This window comes from Actinophytocola sp., assembly GCF_035762905.1.
Lineage (GTDB): Bacteria > Actinomycetota > Actinomycetes > Mycobacteriales > Pseudonocardiaceae > DASYTH01.
Genome location: NZ_DASUCC010000031.1, coordinates 38042 through 59523, shown reverse-complemented (window position 1 = coordinate 59523; position 21482 = coordinate 38042). Strand labels below are relative to the sequence as shown.

The 21482-nt window shown below is 72.4% G+C and carries 21 protein-coding genes and 1 pseudogene; 12 read left to right on the top strand and 10 right to left on the bottom strand.

Going from position 1 to position 21482, the window contains the following annotated elements; genetic code table 11:
- The 5 genes and pseudogenes from VFV67_RS04665 to VFV67_RS04645 form a co-directional block, all read left to right on the top strand.
- Nucleotides 1–610, top strand: a pseudogene (locus tag VFV67_RS04665) (acetoin utilization protein AcuC); the annotation flags it as partial.
- A complete protein-coding gene (locus VFV67_RS04660) occupies nt 594–3236 on the top strand; it encodes a GNAT family N-acetyltransferase (RefSeq protein WP_326467471.1) in 2643 nt (880 codons plus the stop codon). The pseudogene VFV67_RS04665 and the gene VFV67_RS04660, both read left to right, overlap by 17 nt.
- Nucleotides 3237–3257: 21 nt before the next feature.
- A complete protein-coding gene (locus VFV67_RS04655) occupies nt 3258–4040 on the top strand; it encodes an SGNH/GDSL hydrolase family protein (protein ID WP_326467470.1) in 783 nt (260 codons plus the stop codon).
- 43 nt (nt 4041–4083) lie between these two features.
- Nucleotides 4084–4809, top strand: a complete 726-nt coding sequence (locus VFV67_RS04650) for a response regulator transcription factor (RefSeq protein WP_414636173.1) — start codon at nt 4084–4086, stop codon at nt 4807–4809.
- Nucleotides 4796–6253, top strand: a complete 1458-nt coding sequence (locus VFV67_RS04645; protein WP_326467467.1) for a sensor histidine kinase — start codon at nt 4796–4798, stop codon at nt 6251–6253. The genes VFV67_RS04650 and VFV67_RS04645 overlap by 14 nt, the downstream gene beginning before the upstream one ends.
- Here the strand turns inward: VFV67_RS04645 and VFV67_RS04640 are convergent.
- Nucleotides 6243–6503, bottom strand: coding sequence for a YciI family protein (locus VFV67_RS04640; protein WP_326467466.1), 261 nt, complete (start codon nt 6501–6503; stop codon nt 6243–6245). The two genes, VFV67_RS04645 and VFV67_RS04640, sit on opposite strands and share 11 nt — an antisense overlap.
- 52 nt (nt 6504–6555) lie before the next feature.
- Here VFV67_RS04640 and VFV67_RS04635 point away from each other — a divergent pair, with 52 nt between their 5' ends.
- Complete coding sequence (locus VFV67_RS04635; protein ID WP_326467465.1) at nt 6556–7089, top strand: hypothetical protein; 534 nt, start codon at nt 6556–6558, stop codon at nt 7087–7089.
- A gap of 10 nt (nt 7090–7099) precedes the next feature.
- Here VFV67_RS04635 and VFV67_RS04630 read toward each other — a convergent pair whose 3' ends face one another.
- The 4 genes from VFV67_RS04630 to VFV67_RS04615 all read right to left on the bottom strand — a co-directional run bounded on the left by VFV67_RS04630 (nt 7100) and on the right by VFV67_RS04615 (nt 11333).
- Entirely contained in the window at nt 7100–8752 is a 1653-nt protein-coding gene (locus VFV67_RS04630) for a fumarate hydratase (RefSeq protein ID WP_326467464.1), read from the bottom strand.
- Between the two features lie 196 nt (nt 8753–8948).
- The gene (locus VFV67_RS04625) at nt 8949–9920 is read right to left on the bottom strand and encodes a sigma-70 family RNA polymerase sigma factor (RefSeq protein ID WP_326467463.1); all 972 of its coding nucleotides are present in this window, start codon (nt 9918–9920) and stop codon (nt 8949–8951) included.
- A 188-nt stretch (nt 9921–10108) separates the two neighbouring features.
- Nucleotides 10109–10534 carry a D-aminoacyl-tRNA deacylase gene (gene dtd, locus VFV67_RS04620; RefSeq protein ID WP_326467473.1) on the bottom strand — a complete coding sequence of 142 codons (426 nt, stop codon included), beginning with the start codon at nt 10532–10534 and terminating at the stop codon, nt 10109–10111.
- Nucleotides 10535–10559: 25 nt separating this feature from the next.
- A complete protein-coding gene (locus VFV67_RS04615; RefSeq protein ID WP_326467461.1) occupies nt 10560–11333 on the bottom strand; it encodes a methyltransferase domain-containing protein in 774 nt (257 codons plus the stop codon).
- Nucleotides 11334–11412: 79 nt separating this feature from the next.
- Here VFV67_RS04615 and VFV67_RS04610 point away from each other — a divergent pair, with 79 nt between their 5' ends.
- Nucleotides 11413–11748 (top strand): DUF3099 domain-containing protein, encoded by a 336-nt coding sequence (locus VFV67_RS04610; RefSeq protein ID WP_326467459.1) that lies wholly within the window; start codon nt 11413–11415, stop codon nt 11746–11748.
- On the opposite strand, the gene VFV67_RS04605 is transcribed toward VFV67_RS04610, so the two are convergent.
- Complete coding sequence (locus tag VFV67_RS04605) at nt 11730–12626, bottom strand: carbohydrate kinase family protein (RefSeq protein WP_326467458.1); 897 nt, start codon at nt 12624–12626, stop codon at nt 11730–11732. The two genes, VFV67_RS04610 and VFV67_RS04605, sit on opposite strands and share 19 nt — an antisense overlap.
- A 2-nt stretch (nt 12627–12628) precedes the next feature.
- On the opposite strand from VFV67_RS04605, the gene VFV67_RS04600 reads away from it, so the two are divergent.
- From VFV67_RS04600 to VFV67_RS04590, 3 genes are read left to right on the top strand one after another with little or no spacing between them, the layout of a single operon-like run.
- On the top strand, nt 12629–13432 hold the full coding sequence (locus tag VFV67_RS04600) for an ABC transporter permease (RefSeq protein ID WP_326467456.1): 804 nt from the start codon (nt 12629–12631) through the stop codon (nt 13430–13432).
- Complete coding sequence (locus VFV67_RS04595) at nt 13425–14219, top strand: ABC transporter permease (RefSeq protein WP_326467454.1); 795 nt, start codon at nt 13425–13427, stop codon at nt 14217–14219. Before VFV67_RS04600 ends, VFV67_RS04595 begins: the two co-directional genes overlap by 8 nt.
- An 11-nt stretch (nt 14220–14230) precedes the next feature.
- Nucleotides 14231–15172, top strand: coding sequence for an ABC transporter ATP-binding protein (locus VFV67_RS04590; protein WP_326467452.1), 942 nt, complete (start codon nt 14231–14233; stop codon nt 15170–15172).
- On the opposite strand, the gene VFV67_RS04585 is transcribed toward VFV67_RS04590, so the two are convergent.
- Nucleotides 15154–16074: a pseudouridine-5'-phosphate glycosidase gene (locus tag VFV67_RS04585; protein ID WP_326467451.1), complete on the bottom strand. Its 921-nt coding sequence runs from the start codon at nt 16072–16074 to the stop codon at nt 15154–15156. The genes VFV67_RS04590 and VFV67_RS04585 overlap by 19 nt on opposite strands.
- Nucleotides 16075–16170: 96 nt before the next feature.
- The gene (locus VFV67_RS04580; RefSeq protein WP_326467450.1) at nt 16171–16983 is read right to left on the bottom strand and encodes a sporulation protein; all 813 of its coding nucleotides are present in this window, start codon (nt 16981–16983) and stop codon (nt 16171–16173) included.
- 57 nt (nt 16984–17040) lie between these two features.
- Here VFV67_RS04580 and VFV67_RS04575 point away from each other — a divergent pair, with 57 nt between their 5' ends.
- Complete coding sequence (locus tag VFV67_RS04575; protein ID WP_326467449.1) at nt 17041–17292, top strand: DUF3039 domain-containing protein; 252 nt, start codon at nt 17041–17043, stop codon at nt 17290–17292.
- A gap of 57 nt (nt 17293–17349) precedes the next feature.
- On the opposite strand, the gene VFV67_RS04570 is transcribed toward VFV67_RS04575, so the two are convergent.
- The gene (locus tag VFV67_RS04570; RefSeq protein ID WP_326467448.1) at nt 17350–18393 is read right to left on the bottom strand and encodes a peptidoglycan-binding domain-containing protein; all 1044 of its coding nucleotides are present in this window, start codon (nt 18391–18393) and stop codon (nt 17350–17352) included.
- A gap of 95 nt (nt 18394–18488) precedes the next feature.
- Nucleotides 18489–19607 carry a YihY/virulence factor BrkB family protein gene (locus tag VFV67_RS04565; RefSeq protein WP_326467447.1) on the bottom strand — a complete coding sequence of 373 codons (1119 nt, stop codon included), beginning with the start codon at nt 19605–19607 and terminating at the stop codon, nt 18489–18491.
- Nucleotides 19608–19745: 138 nt separating this feature from the next.
- Here VFV67_RS04565 and VFV67_RS04560 point away from each other — a divergent pair, with 138 nt between their 5' ends.
- On the top strand, nt 19746–21437 hold the full coding sequence (locus VFV67_RS04560) for a DEAD/DEAH box helicase (protein WP_414636170.1): 1692 nt from the start codon (nt 19746–19748) through the stop codon (nt 21435–21437).
- The last annotated feature ends 45 nt before the right edge of the window (nt 21438–21482 follow it).

Here is a 21482-nt window from a genome sequence, read left to right as displayed (position 1 = left end):
CCAGCACCCGGCGACCCTGTTCCCCGGCACCGGGTTCCCGGCCGAACTGGGCGGTGAGCGGGCGCGCGGGATGTCGGTCAACGTGGCGCTGCCGCCGCACACCGACGACAGCCGCTGGCTGTCGGCCTTCCACGCGGTGGTGCCCTCGCTGCTGACCGCGTTCCGGCCGCAGATCCTGGTCAGCCAGTGCGGTGTGGACACCCACGACGAGGACCCGCTGGCCGAGCTGTCCCTGTCGGTGGACGGGCACCGGGCGATCTACCAGACCCTGCGCGACCTGGCCGAGCAACACACCGGCGGCCGGTGGCTCGCGGCCGGCGGTGGCGGCTACCAACTGCTCCGGGTGGTGCCCCGGTCCTGGACCCATCTGCTGGCCACCATGCTGGACCGGGACGTCGAGCCGGACACCCGGCTGCCCACCGAGTGGACCTCCCGGGTGCTGCGCCTGGCCCCGTCCGCCGAGCTGCCGCCGACCATGAGCGACGGCAAGGAAACCGGGTTCGACCCGTGGGACCCGTCCTCCGACGACCGGGTGGACACCGCCGTCCGGGACACCCGGCGCGCCGTCTTTCCCTCGCACGGCTTGGATCCCGATGACCCGAGGGACTAGCGACCCGTACGACTACCCGAAGGGCTGGGAGGCCGACGTCGTGTTGAGCGACGGCGGCACCGTCCACTTGCGACCGATCGTGCCCAGCGACGCGGACGCGCTGGTGGCCTTCCACGCCCGGCTCTCCGACCGGACCAGGTACCTGCGCTACTTCGGGCCGTACCCGCGGATCCCGCAGCGCGACCTGGAGCGGTTCACCACCGTGGACCACCACGGCCGGGTGGCGCTGATCGCGTTGCTGGGCCACGACATCGTGGCGGTCGGCCGGTACGAGCGGATCGGCGAGACCGGCTCGGCCGAGGTGGCGTTCACCGTCCAGGACGAACACCAGAAGCGCGGCCTGGGCTCGATCCTGCTCGAGCACCTGGCGGCCGCGGCCCGGGAGCGCGGGATCGGCCGGTTCGTCGCCGACGTGCTCGCCGAGAACGGCGGCATGATCCACGTCTTCCGGGATGCCGGCTACCAGGTGCGCAGCGGGCTGGAGGAGGGCGTGGTGCACCTCGAGTTCGCCATCGAGGCGACCGAGGAGTCGGTGGTGGTGGCCCGGTCGCGGGAGCAGTCCGCGGAGGCGCGCAGCGTGCACAACCTGCTGCATCCGCGCTCGGTGGCGGTGATCGGCGCGTCGGCGGATCCGACCAAGATCGGTTATGCGGTGCTCGAGCACCTGCTGGCGGCGAACTTCGCCGGGCCGGTGTTCCCGGTCAACGCCGAGCGCGGCTCGGTGCGCGGCGTGCGCGCCTATCCGACCGTGCTGGACATCCCCGACCCGGTGGACCTGGCCGTGGTCGCGGTGCCGGCCGGCAGCGTGGAGGAGGTGCTGGACGCCTGCCTGGCCAAGGGGGTGCGGGCGCTTGTGGTGGTCTCGGCCGGGTTCGGCGAGACCGGCGGGCAGGGTCTGGACGCCGAGCGGGCGCTGGTCGGCGCGGCCCGGGCGCACGGCATGCGGGTGGTCGGGCCGAACGCGCTCGGCGTGCTGAACACGCATCCCGCGGTGCGGTTGAACGCGACGCTGGCACCACGGCTGCCGCGCCGCGGCCGGGCCGGGTTCTTCTGCCAGTCCGGGGCGCTCGGCACGGCCATCCTGGCCGACGCCGAGGACCGTGGTCTGGGCCTGTCCACGTTCGTCTCGGCCGGCAACCGGGCCGACGTGTCCGGCAACGACCTGTTGCAGTACTGGGAGACCGACCCGGACACCGACGTGGTGCTGCTGTACCTGGAGAGCTTCGGCAACCCGCGCAAGTTCGCCCGGCTGGTCCGGAGGCTGGCCCGGGTCAAGCCGATCGTGGCGGTGAAGTCCGGGCGCAACGCGGTGGTGCCGGCGCTGGCCGCCACCTCGGTGCCGGTGGACGAGGTCGGCGTGCAGGCGCTGTTCGAGCAGACCGGCCTGATCCGGGTGGAGACCCTGGCCCAACTGTTCGACGTGGCGCTGCTGCTCACCCACCAGCCGCTGCCGCGCGGGCGGCGGATCGCGGTGGTCGGCAACTCCTCGGCGATCGGGTTGCTGGTGGCGGACGCCGCACTGGGCTACGGCCTCGAACTGGCCGGCGATCCGGTGGACGTCGGGGCCGCCGCCGGCCCGGCGACGTTCGCCGCCGCCGTCGCGGAGTCGTTACGCCGCACCGATGTGGACGCGCTGATCGTGGTGTTCGTGCCGCCGCTGGCCGTGCCGGGCACCGCATACGCCGACGCGGTACGCGCCGCGGTGGCCGGGCTCGAGGAGAGCCGGCACAAGCCGATCGCCTCCACTTTTCTTGCCGTGGAAGGGATTCCGGAGAACCTGGGGATCCCGTCGTATCCCAGCCCGGAGCGCGCGGCGCTGGCGCTTGGCCAGGTCACCCGGTACGCCCTGTGGCGCGCGGCCCCGCAGGGCAGCCCGGTCCGCCCGGCCGGCGTCGACCCGAAGACGGCGGCGACGCTGCTCGAGCCGGTCGGCGACCGGCCGGCCGAGCTGGACGACGAGACGGTGCGCCGGCTGCTCGCCTGTTACGGCATCACGATCGTGCCGTACCGCCGGGTGGCCGGCGCCGAGGACGCGGTGGCCGCGGCCGAGCGGCTGGGCCTTCCGGTGGCCGTGAAGGCGACCGGGGAGCGGTTCTGGCGCCGCACCGACCTGGCCGGGGTGCGGCTGGACGTGGCCACCGCGGACGCGGTCCGGGCCGCGTACACCGACCTGGCCGAGCTGTCCGGCACGGCCGAGGTGTACGTGCAACGCATGGCGCCCAAGGGGATCGCCTGTGGCATCGGCCTGCAGGACGACCCGTCGTTCGGCACCCTGGTCTCGTTCGGACTGTCCGGCGTGCTCAGCGACCTGCTCGGCGACCGGGCCTACCGGGCGGTCCCGGTCACCGACGCGGACGCCGCCGCGCTGCTCCTGGCACCGAAGGCGGCCCCGCTGCTCACCGGCTACGCCGGCGCCGAGCCGGCCGACCTGGCCGCGCTGACCGACCTGGTGTACCGGGTGAACGCCATCGCCGAGGACCTGCCGCAGGTGCGGTGGCTGTCCCTCGAGCCGATCCTCGTCTCGGCGCAGGGGGCGTTCGTCACCGGCGCGCGGATCACGGTCGGCCCGCCGTCCCGCGGGGACACCGGCCCGCGCCGGCTGCGCACCCTGCCGGGGCAAACCTGATCGGCAAGTACCGTGGCGTAGGTGAACGGCAGGTGGACACAGTTCGTCGCGCTGGGGGACAGCCTCACCGAGGGCATCGGTGACTTCGACGCCACCGGCGCGCCGCGCGGCTGGGCCGACCGGTTCGCCGAGGAGATCGCCCGCCGGCAGGGCACGCTGCGCTACGCCAACCTGGCCGTGCGCGGCCGGCTGACCGCCGACGTGCTGGCCGACCAGCTGGGCCCGGCGCTGGCCCTTGCGCCGGACCTGGTCAGCGTGATCGTCGGAATGAACGACCTGATCCGCCCGGCGGTCAACCTGCCCCGGGTGTGCGCGCAGTTCGACCACCTGCTGGTCCGGGTCGCCGGGTCCGGAGCCGTGGTGCTCACCGCCACCCTGCCCAACCCGGGTTCGGTGGTGCCGCTGCCGGCCGTGCTGCGCCGGCGGTTCGCCGACCGGCTGGGCCGGTTCAACGACCACGTCCGCGGCGCGGCCCAGCGGTACGGCGCGGTGTGCGCCGACCTCGCCGACCGGGCGGTGCGCGACATCGCCGGCTGGAGCGACGACCGGCTGCACCCGGGCCCGTACGGCCACCAGCTGGTCGCCGACGAGTTCCTCGAGCTGCTCACCGGGGAGCGCTCCGGCGTGGTGGTGGCCCGTCCGGTGATCGACGTGGCCACCGAGGACCGGCTGCGCGAGCAGCTGCGCTGGTTCGTCCGCTCGGCCGGGCCGTGGCTGTGGCGGCGGCTGCGGGACCGGCCGGAGGACCGGCTGCTGACCGCCAAGTTCCCGGTCTACCAGTTGCTCGGCGCGACCCAGGGCTAGCTCCCAGGTTCCTCCCAGGCAACTCACAGTTTGCCGGGTCATCCTGGCCACTGTGGACACGGTGGACCGGGCCCTGGTCCTGGTGGTCGACGACGAGCCCAACATCCTGGAGCTGCTCTCCGCGGCCCTGCGGCTGAGCGGGTTCGGCGTCGTCTCGGCGGACAGCGGGGCCGCCGCGGTGGCGGCGGCGCGTGAGCACCGGCCGGACATCGTGGTGCTGGATGTGATGCTGCCCGACTTCGACGGCTTCGAGGTCGCCCGGATGCTGCGCGGCGTGCACGAGCGCCTGCCGGTGCTGTTCCTCACCGCCCGGGACGCGCTGGCCGACCGGATCGCCGGGCTCACCGCGGGCGGCGACGACTACGTGACCAAGCCGTTCAGCCTCGAGGAGCTGGTGCTGCGGCTGCGGGCGATCCTGCGGCGCACCCAGGACGGTCGCCCGGCGGCGGCGCCGGCGCCCGGGGTGCTCGGCTACGCCGACCTGGAGCTGGACGAGGACGCCCACCAGGTGTCCCGGGCCGGCCGGCTGGTCACCCTGTCGCCCACCGAGTTCAACCTGCTGCGCTACCTGATGGTCAACGCGGAGAAGGTGGTCAGCAAGGCGCAGATCCTGGACCGGGTGTGGCACTACGACTTCAGCGGCGACGGCCGGATCGTGGAGTCCTACATCAGCTATCTGCGCCGCAAGATCGACACGGTGGGACCGCCGCTGATCCAGACCGTGCGCGGCGTCGGCTACTCGCTCCGGTTGCCCCGTGACGACTCCTGAGGGGCGCAGGTGGACGCTGCGGGCCCGGCTGGTGGCCGCGCTGCTGGTGCTCGCCACGGTCGCGCTCGGCGGGTTCGGGGTGGCCAGCGTGCTGCTGATCCGCAAGTCCCAGCTGGACCGGGTGGACCAGCAACTCGGCGAGCTGTCCACCCGGCCGGGGATGGCGCGCCGGGCGCAGCCGCCGCCGGGACCGGGCCGGGTGAGCCTGCCGACCGACTACCGGATCGCCGTGTACACCGGAGCCGGCCAGCCGGTCGACATGTTCGGGCAGGATGCCGGCGAGTCCGGCGGGCCGCGGCTGCCCGCCATCGACCAGGCCTCGGCGCAGGCCAGGAGCCGCCAGCCGGTCACCGTCGCCGACCGGGCCGGCGGGCCGTCCTGGCGGGTGCGGGTGGTGCCGGACGGGGACGGGTTCACCGCGGTGGCCATGTCGCTGGCGACCGTCGAGTCGACCACCCGGCAGCTGGTCGTGATCGAGGTGGTGGCTGGGTCGCTGCTGCTGGTCATGCTCGGTTCGGTCGGGTTCTCGGTGGTGCGCCTGGGGTTGCGGCCGTTGACCAGGATGGAGCAGACCGCGGCGGCGATCGCCGGCGGCGATCTCGATCAGCGGGTGCCGGAGACCGACGCGCGCACCGAGACCGGCCGGCTTGGCCGGGCGCTGAACACGATGATCGGGCGGCTGAGCATGGCGGTGCGCCAGCGCGAGCGCTCCGAGGCGCGGATGCGCCGGTTCGTCGCGGACGCCTCGCACGAGCTGCGCACCCCGCTCACGTCGATCCGCGGGTTCGCCGAGCTGTACCGGCGCGGCGGCGCCACCGCGGAGTCCGATGTGGACAGACTGATGGGCCGGATCGAGGAGGAGGCGGTCCGGATGGGCCGGCTGGTCGACGACCTGCTGCTGCTGGCTCGGCTGGACGAGCAACGCGCGCTCGAGGCCGAGGAGGTGGATCTGGTGGTGCTGGCCGCCGACGCCGTGCACGACGTCAGCGCCCGGGACCCGGACCGGCCGGTGCGGCTGGAGACCCCGGACGGCCCGGTGCGGGTGACCGGCGACGAGCACCGGCTGCGCCAGGTGACCATGAACCTGGTGACCAACGCGGTGACCCACACGCCGCCCGGCACCCCGGTCACGGTGACCGTTTCGGCCGGGCGCGGCGCCGCGGGGCGGCCCGTGGCCTCGGCCGGCGCGCTGCGCGACGGCCCGGTCGAGGCGGCGGTGCTGGAAGTGCGCGACCGCGGTGAGGGCATCCCGGCCGAGGCGGCGCCGCTGGTGTTCGACCGGTTCTACCGGGTGGACGCGGCCCGCTCGCGCCGCAGCGGCGGCACCGGCCTCGGCCTGGCCATCACCGCGGCCATCGTCGCGGCGCACGGCGGCCGCATCGACCTGCACAGCCGGCCCGGCGTCGGCAGCACGTTCCGGGTCCTGCTGCCGCTCACCGAATGACCGGCGCCCACTGCCGCTTGCTGGTGATCGTCACCCCCGGCGCCCGGTAGTACGGGTCGTCGTCCAGCAGCCGCTCCAGTTCCTCGGCGCTGTCGATGTCCACGATCAGCAGCGCCCCGGAGTCGTCGGCCCACGGTCCGGCCATCACCACCACGCCGCGTTCCCGCAGCTCCTTGAGCACCTCGCGGTGCGCCGGCCGGGCCTGCAGCCGGGCCGGGTTGCCATCGAATGCCAGCTCCACCACATACATAGATCAACTCTAGGCGTGCAACCGGTGACCGAGCGAGTACCGTCCAGGAAACATGAGGGCAATGCGCGTCATCGTCGGAGCGGCCACCCTGCTGCTGATGGTCGCCGGCTGCGGTTCCGACCAGGAGTCGGGGGCCTCGGCCGGCCAGCCCGGGTCATCGTCGGAGTCGGCGTCGGCCTCCCAACTCCCGTCGGGTCTGCCACCCGGCCAGCCCAGCGACCTGCCCGTGCCGGAGCCGGGCAAGCCGGCTCCACCACCGGAAGGAGGGGTCGTGCTGCCCGAGAACCAGGCGGACCTCGGCGGCCTGCCGCCGTACTACGACAAGAAGGAGGTCGTGGTCGCGCCGGACGGCAACTCGGTCACGGTCTGGGGGATGGCGAGGGACTCGTGCTCGCGCGTGACGGGCAAGATCACCGAGGAGTCCGCCGAGGTGGTCCGGATCGTGCTGGTCCCGATGCCGGCACCCCAGGGCGGCCCGGTCGACCAGGCCTGCACCCAGGTCCTCACCCCGGTCCCGGTCACCGTCCAGCTCAAGGCTCCCCTCGGCAACCGCAAGGTGATCGTCACCGAGCAGGAGACCTACTGACCGTCCCCGCTCAGCGGCGGAAGCTGATCTGCAGCGTGGGGACCGAGGTGTCGGCGAAGAAGTCGGTGCCCTTGTCGTCGACCACGACGAAGGCGGGGAAGTCGGTGACCTCGATCCGCCAGATGGCTTCCATGCCCAGCTCGGGGTACTCGAGCACCTCGACCTTGCGGATGCAGTCCTGGGCCAGCCGGGCGGCGGGGCCGCCGATGGAGCCGAGGTAGAACCCGCCGTGCCGGGCGCACGCCTCGGTGACCTGGCGGGACCGGTTGCCCTTGGCGAGCATGACCAGGGAGCCGCCGGCGGCCTGGAACTGGTCGACGTAGGAGTCCATCCGGCCGGCGGTGGTGGGGCCGAAGGAACCCGAGGCGTAGCCGTCCGGGGTCTTGGCCGGACCGGCGTAGTAGACGGGGTGGTCACGCAGGTACCGCGGCATGGGCTCGCCGGCGTCGAGCCGCTCCTTGATCTTCGCGTGGGCGATGTCCCTGGCGACGACGAGGGGACCGGACAGGGACAGCCGGGTCCGGACCGGAAGCGCGGCGAGGGTGGCGCGGATCTCGGCCATCGGGCGGGTCAGATCGAGGTGGACGACCTCGCCGGACAGGTCGTCGCCGGTCACGTCGGGAAGGAACCGGGCGGGGTCGCGCTCCAACTGCTCCAGGAACACCCCGTCCGGGGTGATCTTGGCTTTGGCCTGGCGGTCGGCGGAGCAGGACACCGCGATGCCGACCGGGCAGGAGGCGCCGTGCCGGGGCAGCCGGATGACCCGGACGTCGTGGCAGAAGTACTTGCCGCCGAACTGCGCGCCGATGCCGAACTCGCGGGTCATGGCGAGCACCTGCTGTTCGAGGTCGACGTCGCGGAAGGCGTGCCCGGCCGGCGATCCGGCCAGCGGGAGCTGGTCCAGGTAGCGGGCCGAGGCGAGCTTGGCGACCTTGAGGGTGTGCTCGGCGGACAGGCCCCCGATCACGATCGCCAGGTGGTACGGCGGGCAGGCGGCGGTGCCGAGCGAGCGCAGCTTCTCGTCCAGGAACCGGGCCAGCCGGGTGGGGTTGAGCAGCGCCTTGGTCTCCTGGTACAGGAACGTCTTGTTGGCGCTGCCGCCACCCTTGGCCAGGAACAGGAAGTCGTAGCGGGGATCGGTGCCGGGCGCGGCGTACAGCTCGATCTGGGCGGGCAGGTTGGTGCCGGTGTTGCGCTCGTCCCAGAAGGTCACCGGGGCGAGTTGGGAGTAGCGCAGGTTCAACTCCTGGTAGGCCTGGAACACGCCGCGGGTCAACGCCTCCTCGTCGCGGCCGCCGGTGAGCACGCCCTCGGTGCGCTTGCCGATCACGATCGCGGTTCCGGTGTCCTGGCACATCGGCAGCACGCCGCCGGCCGAGATGCAGGCGTTGCGCAGCAGGTCGGTGGCCACGAACCGGTCGTTGGCGCTGGCCTCCGGGTCGTCCACGATCGCGCGCAGCTGAGCCAGATGCGTCGGCCGCAGCAGGTGCTGGATGTCCGCGACGGCCTCCCGGGCCAGGTGGGTGATCGCCTCCGGGTCGACCTCGAGGAACGTGCGCCCGGCCGCCGTCACGGTGCGCACGCCGTCCGGCGTGACCAGCCGGTAGTCGGTCTGCGTGTCCGGGCCGAGCGGAAGTACGTCCACGTACTGGAATGCGGTCACCCGATGGACGCTACAGAAAAGGCCGAGAGGCCGAGACGGCCCCCGGCCGTCCCGACCTCCCGTGGGGTGCGAGCACGGTTCGTCGCCCGCGTCGCGTGGTCCAGGTGGCGTTGACGCTGCCGTGACATCGGTCACATGTCAATGCCTGCACCGTAAAGACGCGGTGACGGAGCGAAAGGTTGCTTTGATTCGCTGATCAGCTTGCGTATGCCCGCAGCCGTTCGGCCCGCTCGCCCTGCCGCAGCTTGGCCATGACCTCACGCTCGATCTGCCGGACCCGCTCCCGGGACAGCCCGAAGGTCTTGCCGATCTGGTCGAGCGTGCGGGGTTGGCCGTCGTCGAGCCCGTAGCGCAGCCGGATCACCGACTGCTCGCGCTCCTCGAGCGTGGCCAGCACCCGCCGAAGATCGTCCTGCAGCAGTCCGGAGATCACCGCGGACTCCGCGTCGGCCGCCTCGCCGTCCTCGATGAAGTCGCCGAGCGGGGCGTCCTCCTCCGAGCCGACCGGCATGTCGAGGCTGACCGGGTCGCGGGCGTGGTCGAGCAGGTCAGCGACCTTTTCCGGGGTCAGCCCGGCCTCGTTGGCCAGCTCCTCGGTGGTGGCTTCCCGACCCATCTGCTGGTGCATGTCCCGCTTGATCCGGGCCAGCTTGTTGACCTGTTCCACGAGGTGGACCGGCAGCCGGATGGTTCGGCTCTGGTCGGCCATGCCGCGGGTGATCGCCTGGCGGATCCACCAGGTGGCGTAGGTGGAGAACTTGAAGCCCTTGGTGTAGTCGAACTTCTCCACCGCGCGGATCAGCCCGAGGTTGCCCTCCTGGATCAGGTCGAGCAGCGGCATTCCGCGTCCGGTGTAGCGCTTGGCCAGCGACACGACCAGCCGCAGGTTGGCCTCCAGCAGGTGGTTCTTGGCCCGCACGCCGTCGGCGACGAGCGCCTTCAGCTCGGCCCGCCGGGCCGACGACAGCCGGTCGGCGGTCTCCAGCATGTGCTGCGCGAACACGCCCGCCTCGATGCGCTTGGCCAGCTCGACCTCATCTTCGGCGGTGAGCAGTGCCGTGCGTCCGATACCATTGAGGTAGACCCGAACCAAATCGGCGGCCGGGCCCTGGGCATCCAGGTCGGCGCCGCCGGTGTATTCCGGTTCGCGTTGCTGTGGGACCGTCATATCCCCTCCCCCTTGTGAAGCGGGCTGGTGCGCGTCTTGCGGCGCACATCTTCCAGAACGTGTACGGGGCCTGATTCGTTCCCGAACCGCACTCCGGATGACGTCACATTCCAGGTGCCGGTTGCTCGGTTTACCTGAGGTTTTCCTGAGAACCGGGCGTCCAACCCCGACGGTGTGGCCGCCGCCGATCACACCTCGACAAGCACCGTGAACGGACCGTCGTTGACGCTGTGCACGGCCATCATCGCGCCGAACCGCCCGGTCTCCACCCGCGCGCCGAACGAGCGCAGCGCGGTGATCAACTCGGCCAGCAGCGGCTCGGCCAGCTCCGGCCGGGCGGCCGCGGTCCAGGACGGGCGCCGGCCCTTGCGCGTGTCTCCGTAGAGTGTGAACTGGCTCACCACCAGTAGCGGCGCACCCGTTGTGGCGCAGGATTCCTCGTCGCGCAGGATCCGCAGCTCGTGCAACTTGCGCGCCATCCGCCCGGCCGCCGCCGCGTCGTCCGCGCCGCCCACCCCGAGCAGCACCAGCAGACCCGGCTCGTCGATCGCCCCGACGACCTCGCCGTCGACCGTCACGCTCGCCTCGGACACCCGGGCCACCACCGCTCGCACGGCGGTCATGCTGCCGCAGGGCGCCTCAGCGGTGCGCGACGAGGTGGAAGAACCGGGCGGTCAGCAGGTAGGGCATCCGGTCGGACAGGGCCAGCTCGAGCCGCTCCAGGTCCGCGAAGAACCGCGGGTTCTCCTTGATCTCGTCGTCGGCGATGTAGTCGCACACGCAGCGCACGCCGTACCGGGTGACCAGCCCCACACCCAGCTCGGCCAGGTGGCCCATGGTCTCGGCCGCCGTGCACGCCGGCAGGTCCAGGTCGAGCAGGTCGACGTAGGAGGTCTCCGAGTCCAGCTCGCGCAGCGCCCGGCGCGGGTCGAGGCCGCGGATCGCGATGCGCAGCGGGTCGGAGTCGGCGTTGGGCGCGAGCACCGACAGCACGCCGTTGCGGCGCAGCGGGGTCAGCACCGCGCGCAGCACTTCCTTGCGATCTTCCACGTACTGCAACAAGTTGTGGCACAGCACCACATCGAACGCGTCGGTGCCGAACAGTTCCGGCGCGTCCGCCGCGGCCGCCTGCACCACGTGCAGCCGGTCGGCCACGTCGCAGGCGTCGGCGTGCTCCTTGGCGCTGGTGAGCATCGCTCCGGCCGGGTCGAGCACGGTGACCTCGTGTCCGCGCGCGGCAAGGCGCACCGCGTCCAGCCCGTTGCCGCCGGCGACGTCGAGCACCCGCTGCGGCGCGGAATCCAGATGGCGTAACAGGTTCGCCTCGGTGAGGGTGTACCGCAGCCGGCCCCACGGGCTCGCCTGCCACTGCTGGAACGCGTCCAGACGCGTGTCGAACCCGGGTACGGTCATGTGACCTTCATACCTGCTCGTCGCCGATCTGCCATCGAGCTGTACCCGGATGGCGCAATGCGGCCGGATCGGTGGGAGGATGGGTGCCGGAGGTGGTGTCGTGAAGGACTCGCCGCGGGACGACACCCCGGTTCTGATCACTGCGGCGGCACCGTCGCATGATGACCAGCACGCCGCGCGCAAGCGCAAGTACATGACCATGATGGCGATGCGGGTGCCCTGCCTGGTCCTGGCGTTGATCTTCAACCAGATCTGGTGGCTGGCGCTGGGGTTCCTGGTGCTGTCGATCCCGCTGCCGTGGATCGCGGTGCTGATCGCCAACGACCGCCCGCCGCGCCGGTCCGAGCGGGTGAGCCACTACCAGCGCAGCCACCGGGCGATCGAGAGCGGCGGTCATCAGGTGATCGAGGGCTGACCCGCCGGCCGGGCACCGACCGCACCGACGGCCAGCGTCCCGGCCCGGACCCCGGCCCGCAGCGCCGCCGCCGGACTCGCTCCGGCCAGCCACGCCGCGAGGAGCCCGGCGTCGAACGCGTCCCCGGCACCGGTGGAGTCCACGCACGCGGCCGGCTCGGCGGGCACCGACTCGAGCACGTCCGGCCCGACCCAGCTCGCCCCGGCCGGGCCCGCGGTGACCGCCACCGCGCCGACCGCGTCGAGCAGCCGCCGCGCGCTGGCCGGGTCGGTCGAGCCGGTCAGCACGGCCAGTTCGGCGGCGTTGGGCAGGAACAGGTCGACGCCCCGGATCAGCTCGACGAACCCGGCCGGGTCGGCGATCAGGTTGGCCGCCTGCGGGTCCACCGAGGTGGTCAGCCCGGCCCGGCGGGCCGCGGTCAGCGCGGCGGTCCCGGCCGGCGCCGAGCCGGCGTCGGCCAGCACGTAGCCGGACAGGTGCAGGTGCCTTGCGCCGGCCAGCACGGCCGGGTCCAGATCGGCCGGGTGCAGCCGGGCGTTGGCGCCGCGGTCGGGCAGCATGGTGCGCCGGCCGGCGGCGTCCACCAGCACCACCACGCACCCGGTCCGGGACTCGGCGTCGACGGTGAACGCGCAGCGCACCCCGGCCGCGGTCAGCTCCCGGCGCAGCAGCAGCGCGGCCGGGTCGGCGCCGACCCGGGACACCAGCGTCGCCGGCACCCCGAGGTGCGCCAGCCAGGCGGCGGTGTTGGCCGCGGCGCCGCCCATCGACAGCCGCACCTGCGCCGGCGTGTCGTCGTCGGGCACGATGGGACCGGTGTGCCGGGCGACCACATCCAGCGCCGCGTCGCCGACCACCACCACGCCGGGGGGATGCACGGTTGGACACGGTACGGACCTGCGCGGCACTGGCCGGCGCCGGCTTCCGCCGGTACTCCACCTACCGGCAGGCAACGGTGGCCGGCGCGTTCACCAACATCGTGTTCGGCTTCCTGCGCTGCTACGTCCTGCTGTCCATCGCGGGGGAGGCCGGGGAGTTGGCCGGGTACGACGTCCGGCAGCTGGCCACGTTCGTCTGGGTCAGCCAGGGCCTGCTCGCCGTGGTGGGCGCCTGGGGCATGCTCGACCTGGCCGACCGGGTCCGGTCCGGGGACGTGGTGGCCGACCTGCTGCGCCCGCTCGGCCCGTTCGCCGTGTACCTGTGCACCGACCTCGGCCGGCTGGGCTTCGCCGTGCTGACCCGGCTGACCGCCCCGGTGGCCGCCGGGCTGGTGTTCTTCGAGCTCTACCTGCCGGCGGACCCGATCACCTACCCGATGTTCGGCGTCTCGGTCCTGCTCGCCACGCTGATCGCGTTCTGCGCGCGGTACCTGATCGGCCTGAGCGCCTTCTGGCTGCTCGACATCCGCGGGCTGACCATGCTGTGGGTGTTTGTGTGGGGCGCCGGCAGCGGAATGTACTTCCCGCTGCCGATCCTGCCCGGGTGGGCGCAGCTCGCGCTGTGGCTGGGCACCCCGTTCCCGGCGATGGCGCAGGCCCCGCTGGACATCCTGGTCGAGCGCGGCGGGGCCGGGCACGCGTGGCTGGTGCTGTTGGACCAGTGCGTGTGGCTCGCGATCGGGCTGGTGGTGTGCGCCCGGGTGCAGCGCCGCGCCTGGCGAAAGCTGGTGGTGCAGGGTGGCTGACCCGTACCTGCGGCTGGCCACGGCCCAGATCCGGGCCCAGACGCAGTACCGCGCGTCGTTCCTGCTGGACGTGCTGGGCGCCATGCTGCTCACCGCACTCGACCTGGCCACCGTGTTCCTGCTGTTCGGCGTGCGGGGTGAGCTGAGCGGCTTCGGCGGGCGCGAGGTGCTGCTGTTCGCCGGGCTCGCCGTGTTCGCGTTTCCCGTAGCCGACTTTGCCGTCGGCAACATCGAGCGGCTGCGGCACTACGTGCGCACCGGCCTGTTCGACACCGTGCTGATCCGGCCGCTGTCGGCCATGGCCCAGTTGCTGGCCATGGACTTCGCGCCGCGCCGGGTTGGCCGGGTGGTGCAGGGGCTGGTGGTCTATCTGTTGGCCCTCGCGGTGGCCGGGATCGACTGGACGCCGGCCCGGGTGCTGCTGGCCGTCTTCGCGCCGCTGGCCGGTGCGGTGTTCTTCGGCAGCCTGTTCGTCGCGGGCGCCACGGTGGCGTTCTGGTGGATCGAGTCCGGTGAGTTCGCCAACGCGTTCACCTATGGCGGCCGCGACCTCACCTCGTACCCGGCCACGGTGTACGGCGAATGGTTCCGCAAGCTGTTCGTGTTCGGACTGGGTTTCGCGTTCGTCTCCTACCTGCCGGGGCTCGCGCTGCTCGGCCGGGACGACCCGCTCGGCACGCCCGGCTGGCTGCACTGGTGCTCGCCGGTGGTCGCACTGCTGGCCGCGGCGGCCGCGGGACTGTTGTGGCGCACCGGAATCCGTCACTACCGGAGTACTGGATCATGATCATTGAAACCGTGGGACTACGGAAGGACTTCACCGTCCACCGGAAGAGGGGGCGGTTGCGCCGGGAACGCCGGGTGGTGTCCGCGGTCGCCGGGGTGGACCTGCGGGTGGACCGGGGCGAGCTGCTCGGCTACATCGGGCCCAACGGCGCCGGGAAGTCGACCACGCTGAAGATGCTCACCGGCGTGCTCACCCCGTCCGGCGGCCTGGTCCGGGTGTGCGGGCTGGAGCCGGTGCCGCAGCGCACCCGGCTGGCCCGGCGGATCGGCGTGGTGTTCGGGCAGCGCTCACAGCTGTGGTGGGACCTGCCGCTGGCCGACTCGTTCGCGCTGCTGCGGCACGTGTACCGGGTGCCGGCCGCCGACCACGCCGCCCGGCTGACCCGGTTCCGGGGGCTGCTCGCGCTCGACGAGTTCCTGGACACCCCGGTGCGGCAGCTGTCGCTGGGCCAGCGGATGCGCGGCGAGCTGACCGCAGCGCTGCTGCACGGGCCGGAGGTGCTGTTCCTGGACGAGCCCACCATCGGCCTGGACGTGCTCAGCAAGCAGGCCGTGCGCGCCTTCCTCGCCCAGCTCGGCGCCACCGGCGACACCACCATCGTGCTCACCACGCACGACCTGGCCGACATCGAGAAGCTCTGCCGCAGGCTGGTGGTGATCGACCACGGCCGGGTGGTGCACGACGGCACCCTCGAGGAGCTGCACGCGAGCCACGGGTCGCGGCGCAGCGTCGTGGTCGACCTGGACGCACCGTGGCCGGACGGCCTGCGGCTGACCGGCGCCACCGTCACCGCGGTCGAGGCGGACGGCCGCCGGGTCACCCTGACCCTGACCGGTGCCACCGCCGGGGAAGTGGTCGCCCAGGTCGCCCGGGCGGTGCCGCTGCGCGACCTGTCCGTGCGCGAGCCGGAGATCGACGACGTGGTGGCCCGGCTCTACTCCGCCGCGCGCTGAGCCAGCGCCACCGCCACCTCGGCGGCCACCCGGGCGTTGTCCAGGATGAGCGCCTCGTTGGCGGCCAGGCTGGCGCCGCCGCTCGCGGTGTGGAAGTGCTCGAGCAGCACCGGGGTCACGTCCCGGCCGCGGACCCCGCGCCGGTTCAGCAGGGCCATGCCCTCGGCGAGCAGCCGGTCGTGCAGTTGCGCGTCCATCTCGTGCGCCGCCGGGACCGGGTTGACCAGCAGCACACCGGACCGGCCGGGCACCTCGGCGAAGTGCGCGGCGGCGACCACGGCCGCCTCGGCCGGGGTGTCCACCCGCCACGGCACCGGGAACGCCGACTCCCGGCGGTAGAAGGCCGGGAAGGTGCCGGTGCGGTAGCCGAGCACCGGGACCGACCGGGTCTCCAGCACCTCCACGGTGGCCTCGATGTCCAGGATGGACTTGACGCCGGAGCAGACCACCAGCACCGGCGTGGCGGCCAGCACGTCCAGGTCCGCCGAGACGTCCCAGGACGCCGCGCCGCCCGGGCTCAGGTGCACCCCGCCCAGCCCGCCGGTGGCGAACACCGCGACGCCGGCCGCCGCGGCCAGTGCCGCGGTGCTGGCCACCGTGGTGGCCCCGTCCCGGTGCAGTGCCAGTGCCGGACCGAGGTCCCGCCGGGACAGCTTGACCAGATCGGCGCCGGGGTCGCAGACCCGGTCCAGCTCGGCCTCGGTCAGCCCGATCCGCACCTGCCCGCCGAGCACCGCGATCGTGGCCGGCACCGCCCCCGCGGCGCGCACCGTGGCCTCGATCCGGGTGGCGGCGGCCCGGTTGCGGCCGCTCGGCAGGCCGTGCGCGAGCAGCGTGCTCTCCAGGGCCACCACGGCCCGCCCGGCCGCCAGCGCCGCCGCGACCTCGCCGGCGACGATCACCGGCCGAAGTCCTTGCCGGACACCGGGTCGTTCCGGATCGGATCCACGAGGTCCATTGTGTACCCGTAGTCCCCGCCCGGGTCCGCAGTGGACGCTTCAGTCGAAGATGCCACGCGGTTTGGCCACCTCGCGCAGGCAGGACTCGAGGTGCTGCTCCCAGTGCGTCCGGCCCAGGGCGGCGTACTCGACCGTGAAGGACCCGAGGAAGGACTGCCCGCGGGCGCTCAGTCCGCCACCCTTGGACACCCGGACCCGCTTGGTCACGTCCAGCACCACCTGTACGTCCTGCGGGCGGGCCAGGAAGGTCACGGCCAGGTCGGTGAACACGCCGGCGAACGCCCGGGACGGCGCGAAGTGGATCTCCTGGAAGAACGGCAGCTGCTGGTCCAGCCCGGCCACCCGGTTCTTCTCCAGACCGGCCTGGCTGAACTGGAAGCCCAGCCGGGACAGGGCGTCCAGCAGCCGGTGCTGGGCCGGCAGCGGCTCGATCGGCACCGCGTCCACGTCCTGCGGGTCGACGATGCTGCCGGCCAGGTTGAGGTTGGTCTGCAGACCGATCGCCATCCCGGTCAGGTGCTTGCCGAGCACCGTGGTGATCGGGGTCTCCCAGGGCATCTGCACCTCGAACGGCACCCGGACCGAGGCGCCGGCCCGGATCAGCTCCCGGCCGGCCAACTGCACGGTCTGGAACGGCAGGTCCTCGACCTGGGCGGCGCTGCCGTTCCCGGATCCGGTCTCCACCCTGGCCAGCAGGGTCACGCCGAGCGAGTCGACCTCCTGGTCGACCTGGCCGCCGGCGAGCAGCACCTCACCGTGCAGCGTTGCGCCCGGACGCACGCTCCGGTCGAGCAACCGGGCGTCCACCTTCGCGCCGCCCTGCCCGAAACTGGCCATCACCTTCTGAAACATGCGCCGATCCTGCCAGGAGACGAAGGGTGGACACAGGCGATCCGGCATCATTGGACGATGAGTCCGCAAACCCAGACTCGTCCGGACGTCGACACCCGCCCGGAGGGCACCGACACCACGGGCGACGACACCCCGAAGATGTTCCATTACGTGCGCAAGGACAAGATCGCCGAGAGCGCGGTCATGGGCACGATGGTCGTCGCGTTGTGCGGCGAGGTCTTCCCGGTGACCCGCTCGCCCAAGCCGGGCTCGCCGGTGTGCCCGGAGTGCAAGCGCATCTACGAGGGACTGCCGCCCGGCGCCGAGTAACAGTCCGAGCGGCAGGTGAACCCGGCGGGGGCGTAGCGGCCCCCGCCGCCGGTCGCGTCAGTCCTCCCGGTGCAGGTCCTCGTTGTAGGCACCGTGCCGGGACTCGTCGAAGTCCCCGTGCAGCTCGCGGTTGAACCGGCCGTGCGACTCGGGGTGGAACTCTCCGTGCGTCTCCCGGGTGAACTCGCCGTGCGTCTGCGGGTGGTACTCGCCGTGCGTCTCCCGGTGGTACTGCCCGTGCCATTCGGGGTGGTACTGCCCGTGCGTCTCGGGGTGGTACTGGCCGTGCCACTCCGGGTGGTAGTTGCCGTGCGTGTTCGGGTTGTACTGCCCGTGCCATTCGGGGTGGTAGTTGCCGTGCACGTTGGGGTTGTACTGCCCGTGCGTGTTCGGGTCGTACTGCCCGTGCACGTACGGGTTGTACTGGCCGTGCCATTCCGGGTTGAACTGCCCGTGCACGTTGGGGTCGTAGGCACCGTGCTGGGACGGGTCGAACTGGCCGTGCGTCGACGGGTGGTACGGCTGGTTGCGCTGGTCGTGCTGGTCCTCCTCGGGGCGGTAGCGCTCCTCCATCGCCGCCTTGGTCCGCGGGCCCACGACGCCGTCGGCGCCGAGACCGCAGTCGTGCTGGAAGGCGACCGTCGCCTCCTTGGTCTTGGTGTTGAAGTAGCCGTCGACGGTGAGCCCGACGTGCATCACCGCGTTGAGCTGCTCCTGCCAGACCTCCACCCGGCGCCCGCTGCTGCCCAGCCGCAGGTAGTCGGGGTTGTACCCGCCGCCACCGCCGCCGCCGCGGTGCCCGCTGCCGCCCTGCTGGCCACCGCCCTGCTGGCCACCGCCCTGCTGGCCACCGCCGCCCTGCGCCGGCGCCGGTGTCTGCCCGTACTCGATGCCGTGCTCGGTGATCCGGGAACCGGGCGGCAGCGGCCCGGTGATGATGTTGACGTCGCCCCGGTTGTGGCTGCCCGCCGTGGTGGTGTTGGCCTCGAGATGCGTGTTGGTGTTGGTGTTCGTGGTGGTGTTGTGGCTTTGGGACTGACTGTTGTCGTCGCTGGCATCCACATTTGAGTGGACCTCGGTCTCGATGTCGCCTACCGGCATGTCACCGCTCCTTACGTCTGCGCGCCGCATTCACTGCGCAGATTATGATCAGCTTTGACCTGCCAGAATGTCCGTTGGGGCAGCCTTTGGACTGTCTACTGGCGAGCGTTCGAGCCGTGGAGGGGTCCCGGGTTCTTGGTGGCTTCTTGACCATCGGGTGACGGCGCCGGTGCCGGGGCCGGTGCCGGAGCGGGCGCGGGAGCCGGTGCCTTGATCGGCGGTGCCACCTGCTCGTCCGCGCGGATCTGCTCGGCCATGTGCTCCATTTCCAGCCGTCGCCACCTGCGCCGCTGCCGGCGGGTCATCTTCGCCGGGTACGTCTCCTGAATGGCCGAGTTGAAGTACGCGCCGAGCACGATGGCGAAACCGATGAAGAACGCGAACAACAGGAACGCGATCGGGGTGGCGAGCGCGCCGTAGGTGTACCCGGTCGTGGTGATCCAGGAAATGTAGAGCCGCAGCCCGATACTGGTCAGCAGGAACACGATCATGGCGAGGACCGCGCCGGGCAACCCGCGGTGCCAGGGCAGCTTGCGCGGCAGGGCGAGCTTGTACAGCGTGGCCGTGGCCAGCACGAGCAACACGCCGAGGCCCGGGTAGTAGAGCGCGACGATCCACTCGCCGATCTCGCCCCGCCAGGCCTCCGGGAACAGTTGGGGCAGCCAGTCCGGGCCGAGCGCGAGCACCGGCAGGCCGACCACCAGCAGCACCAGGCTGGCCAGGTACAGCAGCAGGGCGAAGATCCGCTGCCAGACCTCGTGCCGAACGCCGTACTGGTCGTGCGCGACGGTGATGGCGTCGACGAACGAGGAGATGGCCGACGAGCCGGCCCACAGCGACAGCAGGAAGCCGACGGTGAGGATCTCGCCGCGGCCGTTCTGCAGGATGTCGGTGATCGTCGGCTCGATGATCTGGGTGACCACGTTCTCGCTGAACGCGGTGCGGGACCATTCGATGATCTTGTCCCGGACCGCGCCGACGACCTCCTGGCCGACCCACTCGCCGACATAGCCCAGGCTGCCGAGCAACCCGAGCAGCAGCGGCGGCAGCGAGAGCACCTGCCAGAACGCGGCCTCGGCCGACTCGGAGAAGATGTTGCCGTCCCACGCCTTGCCCAGGGTCCGCCGGACCACGCGCAGGCGGCGGCCCCGCCGCGGCAGGACGGCGGTCGGCTGGTCGGCGGTGCGCACCGGATGCTGGGGCTGTGGACTCATCGCACTGTCAAGCATGAGCCATCGGTGGTGACTTGGCCCACCTGTCCGGTGAACATGTCGCGTCGCCACACACCCCGGGTCGGCTCGCCCGGTAGGCTGCTCCGCGCTGTCTGTCGGGACGAAGGGGGCTTCGGGGGAGTGTCGGTGCTACGGGCCTGGCAGCGGCGGGCGCTCACGAAGTACCTTGCCGCCCGGCCGAAGGACTTCCTCGCGGTGGCCACCCCGGGCGCCGGCAAGACGGTGTTCGGGTTGCGGCTGGCCACCGAGCTGCTGGCCGACCGGACCGTCGAGTCGATCACCGTGGTGACCCCGACCGAGCACCTCAAGCACCAGTGGGCAGCCGCGGCCGGCGCCGCCGGCATCCCGATCGATCCGAACTTCCGCAACACCGCGGGCGCCACCTCGCCGGACTTCCGCGGCGTCGCGGTGACCTACGCCCAGGTGGCCGCGCACCCGACGCTGCACCGGGTGCGCACCGAGAACCGGCGGACCGCGGTGATCCTCGACGAGATCCACCACGGCGGGGACGCCAAGTCCTGGGGCGACGCGATCCGCGAGGCGTTCACCCCGGCGGTGCGCCGGATCGGACTCACCGGCACCCCGTTTCGCAGCGACGACTCGCCGATCCCGTTCGTCGAGTACGAGCCGGACCCGGCGGGCCTGCGGCGCAGCCGGGCCGACCACACCTACGGCTACGCCGACGCGCTCGCCGACGGCGTGGTCCGGCCGGTGATCTTCCTGGCCTACTCGGGCGAGACCAGCTGGCGGACCAGCGCGGGGGAGGAGTTCACCGCCCGGCTGGGCGAACCGATGACCGCCGAGCAGACCGCGCGGGCCTGGCGGACCGCGCTGGACCCGGCCGGCGAGTGGATCCCGGCCGTGCTGGCAGCGGCCGACCTGCGGCTCGGCCAGATCCGTGCGGACGGGATGCCGGACGCGGCCGGACTGGTGATCGCCTCGGACCACGAGGCGGCCAAGGCGTACGCGGCGAGCCTGCACCGGGCCACCGGGCGGGCGCCGGCCCTTGTGCTCTCCGACGACCCGAAGGCCTCGGCCCGGATCGCCGAGTTCGCCGCGGCCGGCGCCGCCGAGGACGCCCGCTGGATGGTGGCGGTGCGGATGGTCAGCGAGGGCGTCGACATTCCCCGGCTGGCCGTCGGCGTGTACGCCACCAGCGCGTCCACCCCGCTGTACTTCGCGCAGGCGATCGGCCGGTTCGTCCGGGCGAGGAGGCCCGGGGAGCTGGCCAGCGTGTTCCTGCCCAGCGTGCCGGCACTGCTGGAGCTGGCCAGCGAGATGGAGGCCGAGCGGGACCACGTGCTCGGCAAGCCGCACCGGGACGGCGAGGGCTGGGCCGACGAGCTGCTGGCCGCGGCCAACCGGGTGGCCGACGAGCCGGGCGAGGAGGAGAAGGCGTTCGTCTCGCTCGGCGCATCGGCCGAGCTGGACCAGGTGATCTACGACGGCTCGTCGTTCGGCACGGCGGCGTTCGCCGGGTCCGCGGAGGAGCAGGAGTACCTGGGTCTGCCCGGGCTGCTCGAGCCGGACCAGGTGCGGGTCCTGCTGCGCCAGCGCCAGGAGCGGCAGCTCTCCGAGCGCTCCCGGCGGGTGGCCGCCGAGCCGGCCCCGGCCCGGTCGGTGACCGTGGCCGAGCGGCTGACCGGGCTGCGCAAGGAGCTGAACACACTGGTCACGATGTACCACCACCGGACAGGAACGCCGCATGGCATGATCCACAACGAGCTGCGCCGAACCTGCGGCGGTCCCCCGGTCGCGATGGCCTCGGCAGAGCAACTCGAACAGCGAATCGCCACGCTCCGTACCTGGTGATGGCGTGAAGTGCCCGTGAGGTGCACACTCTAGGGCGTCCGAAAT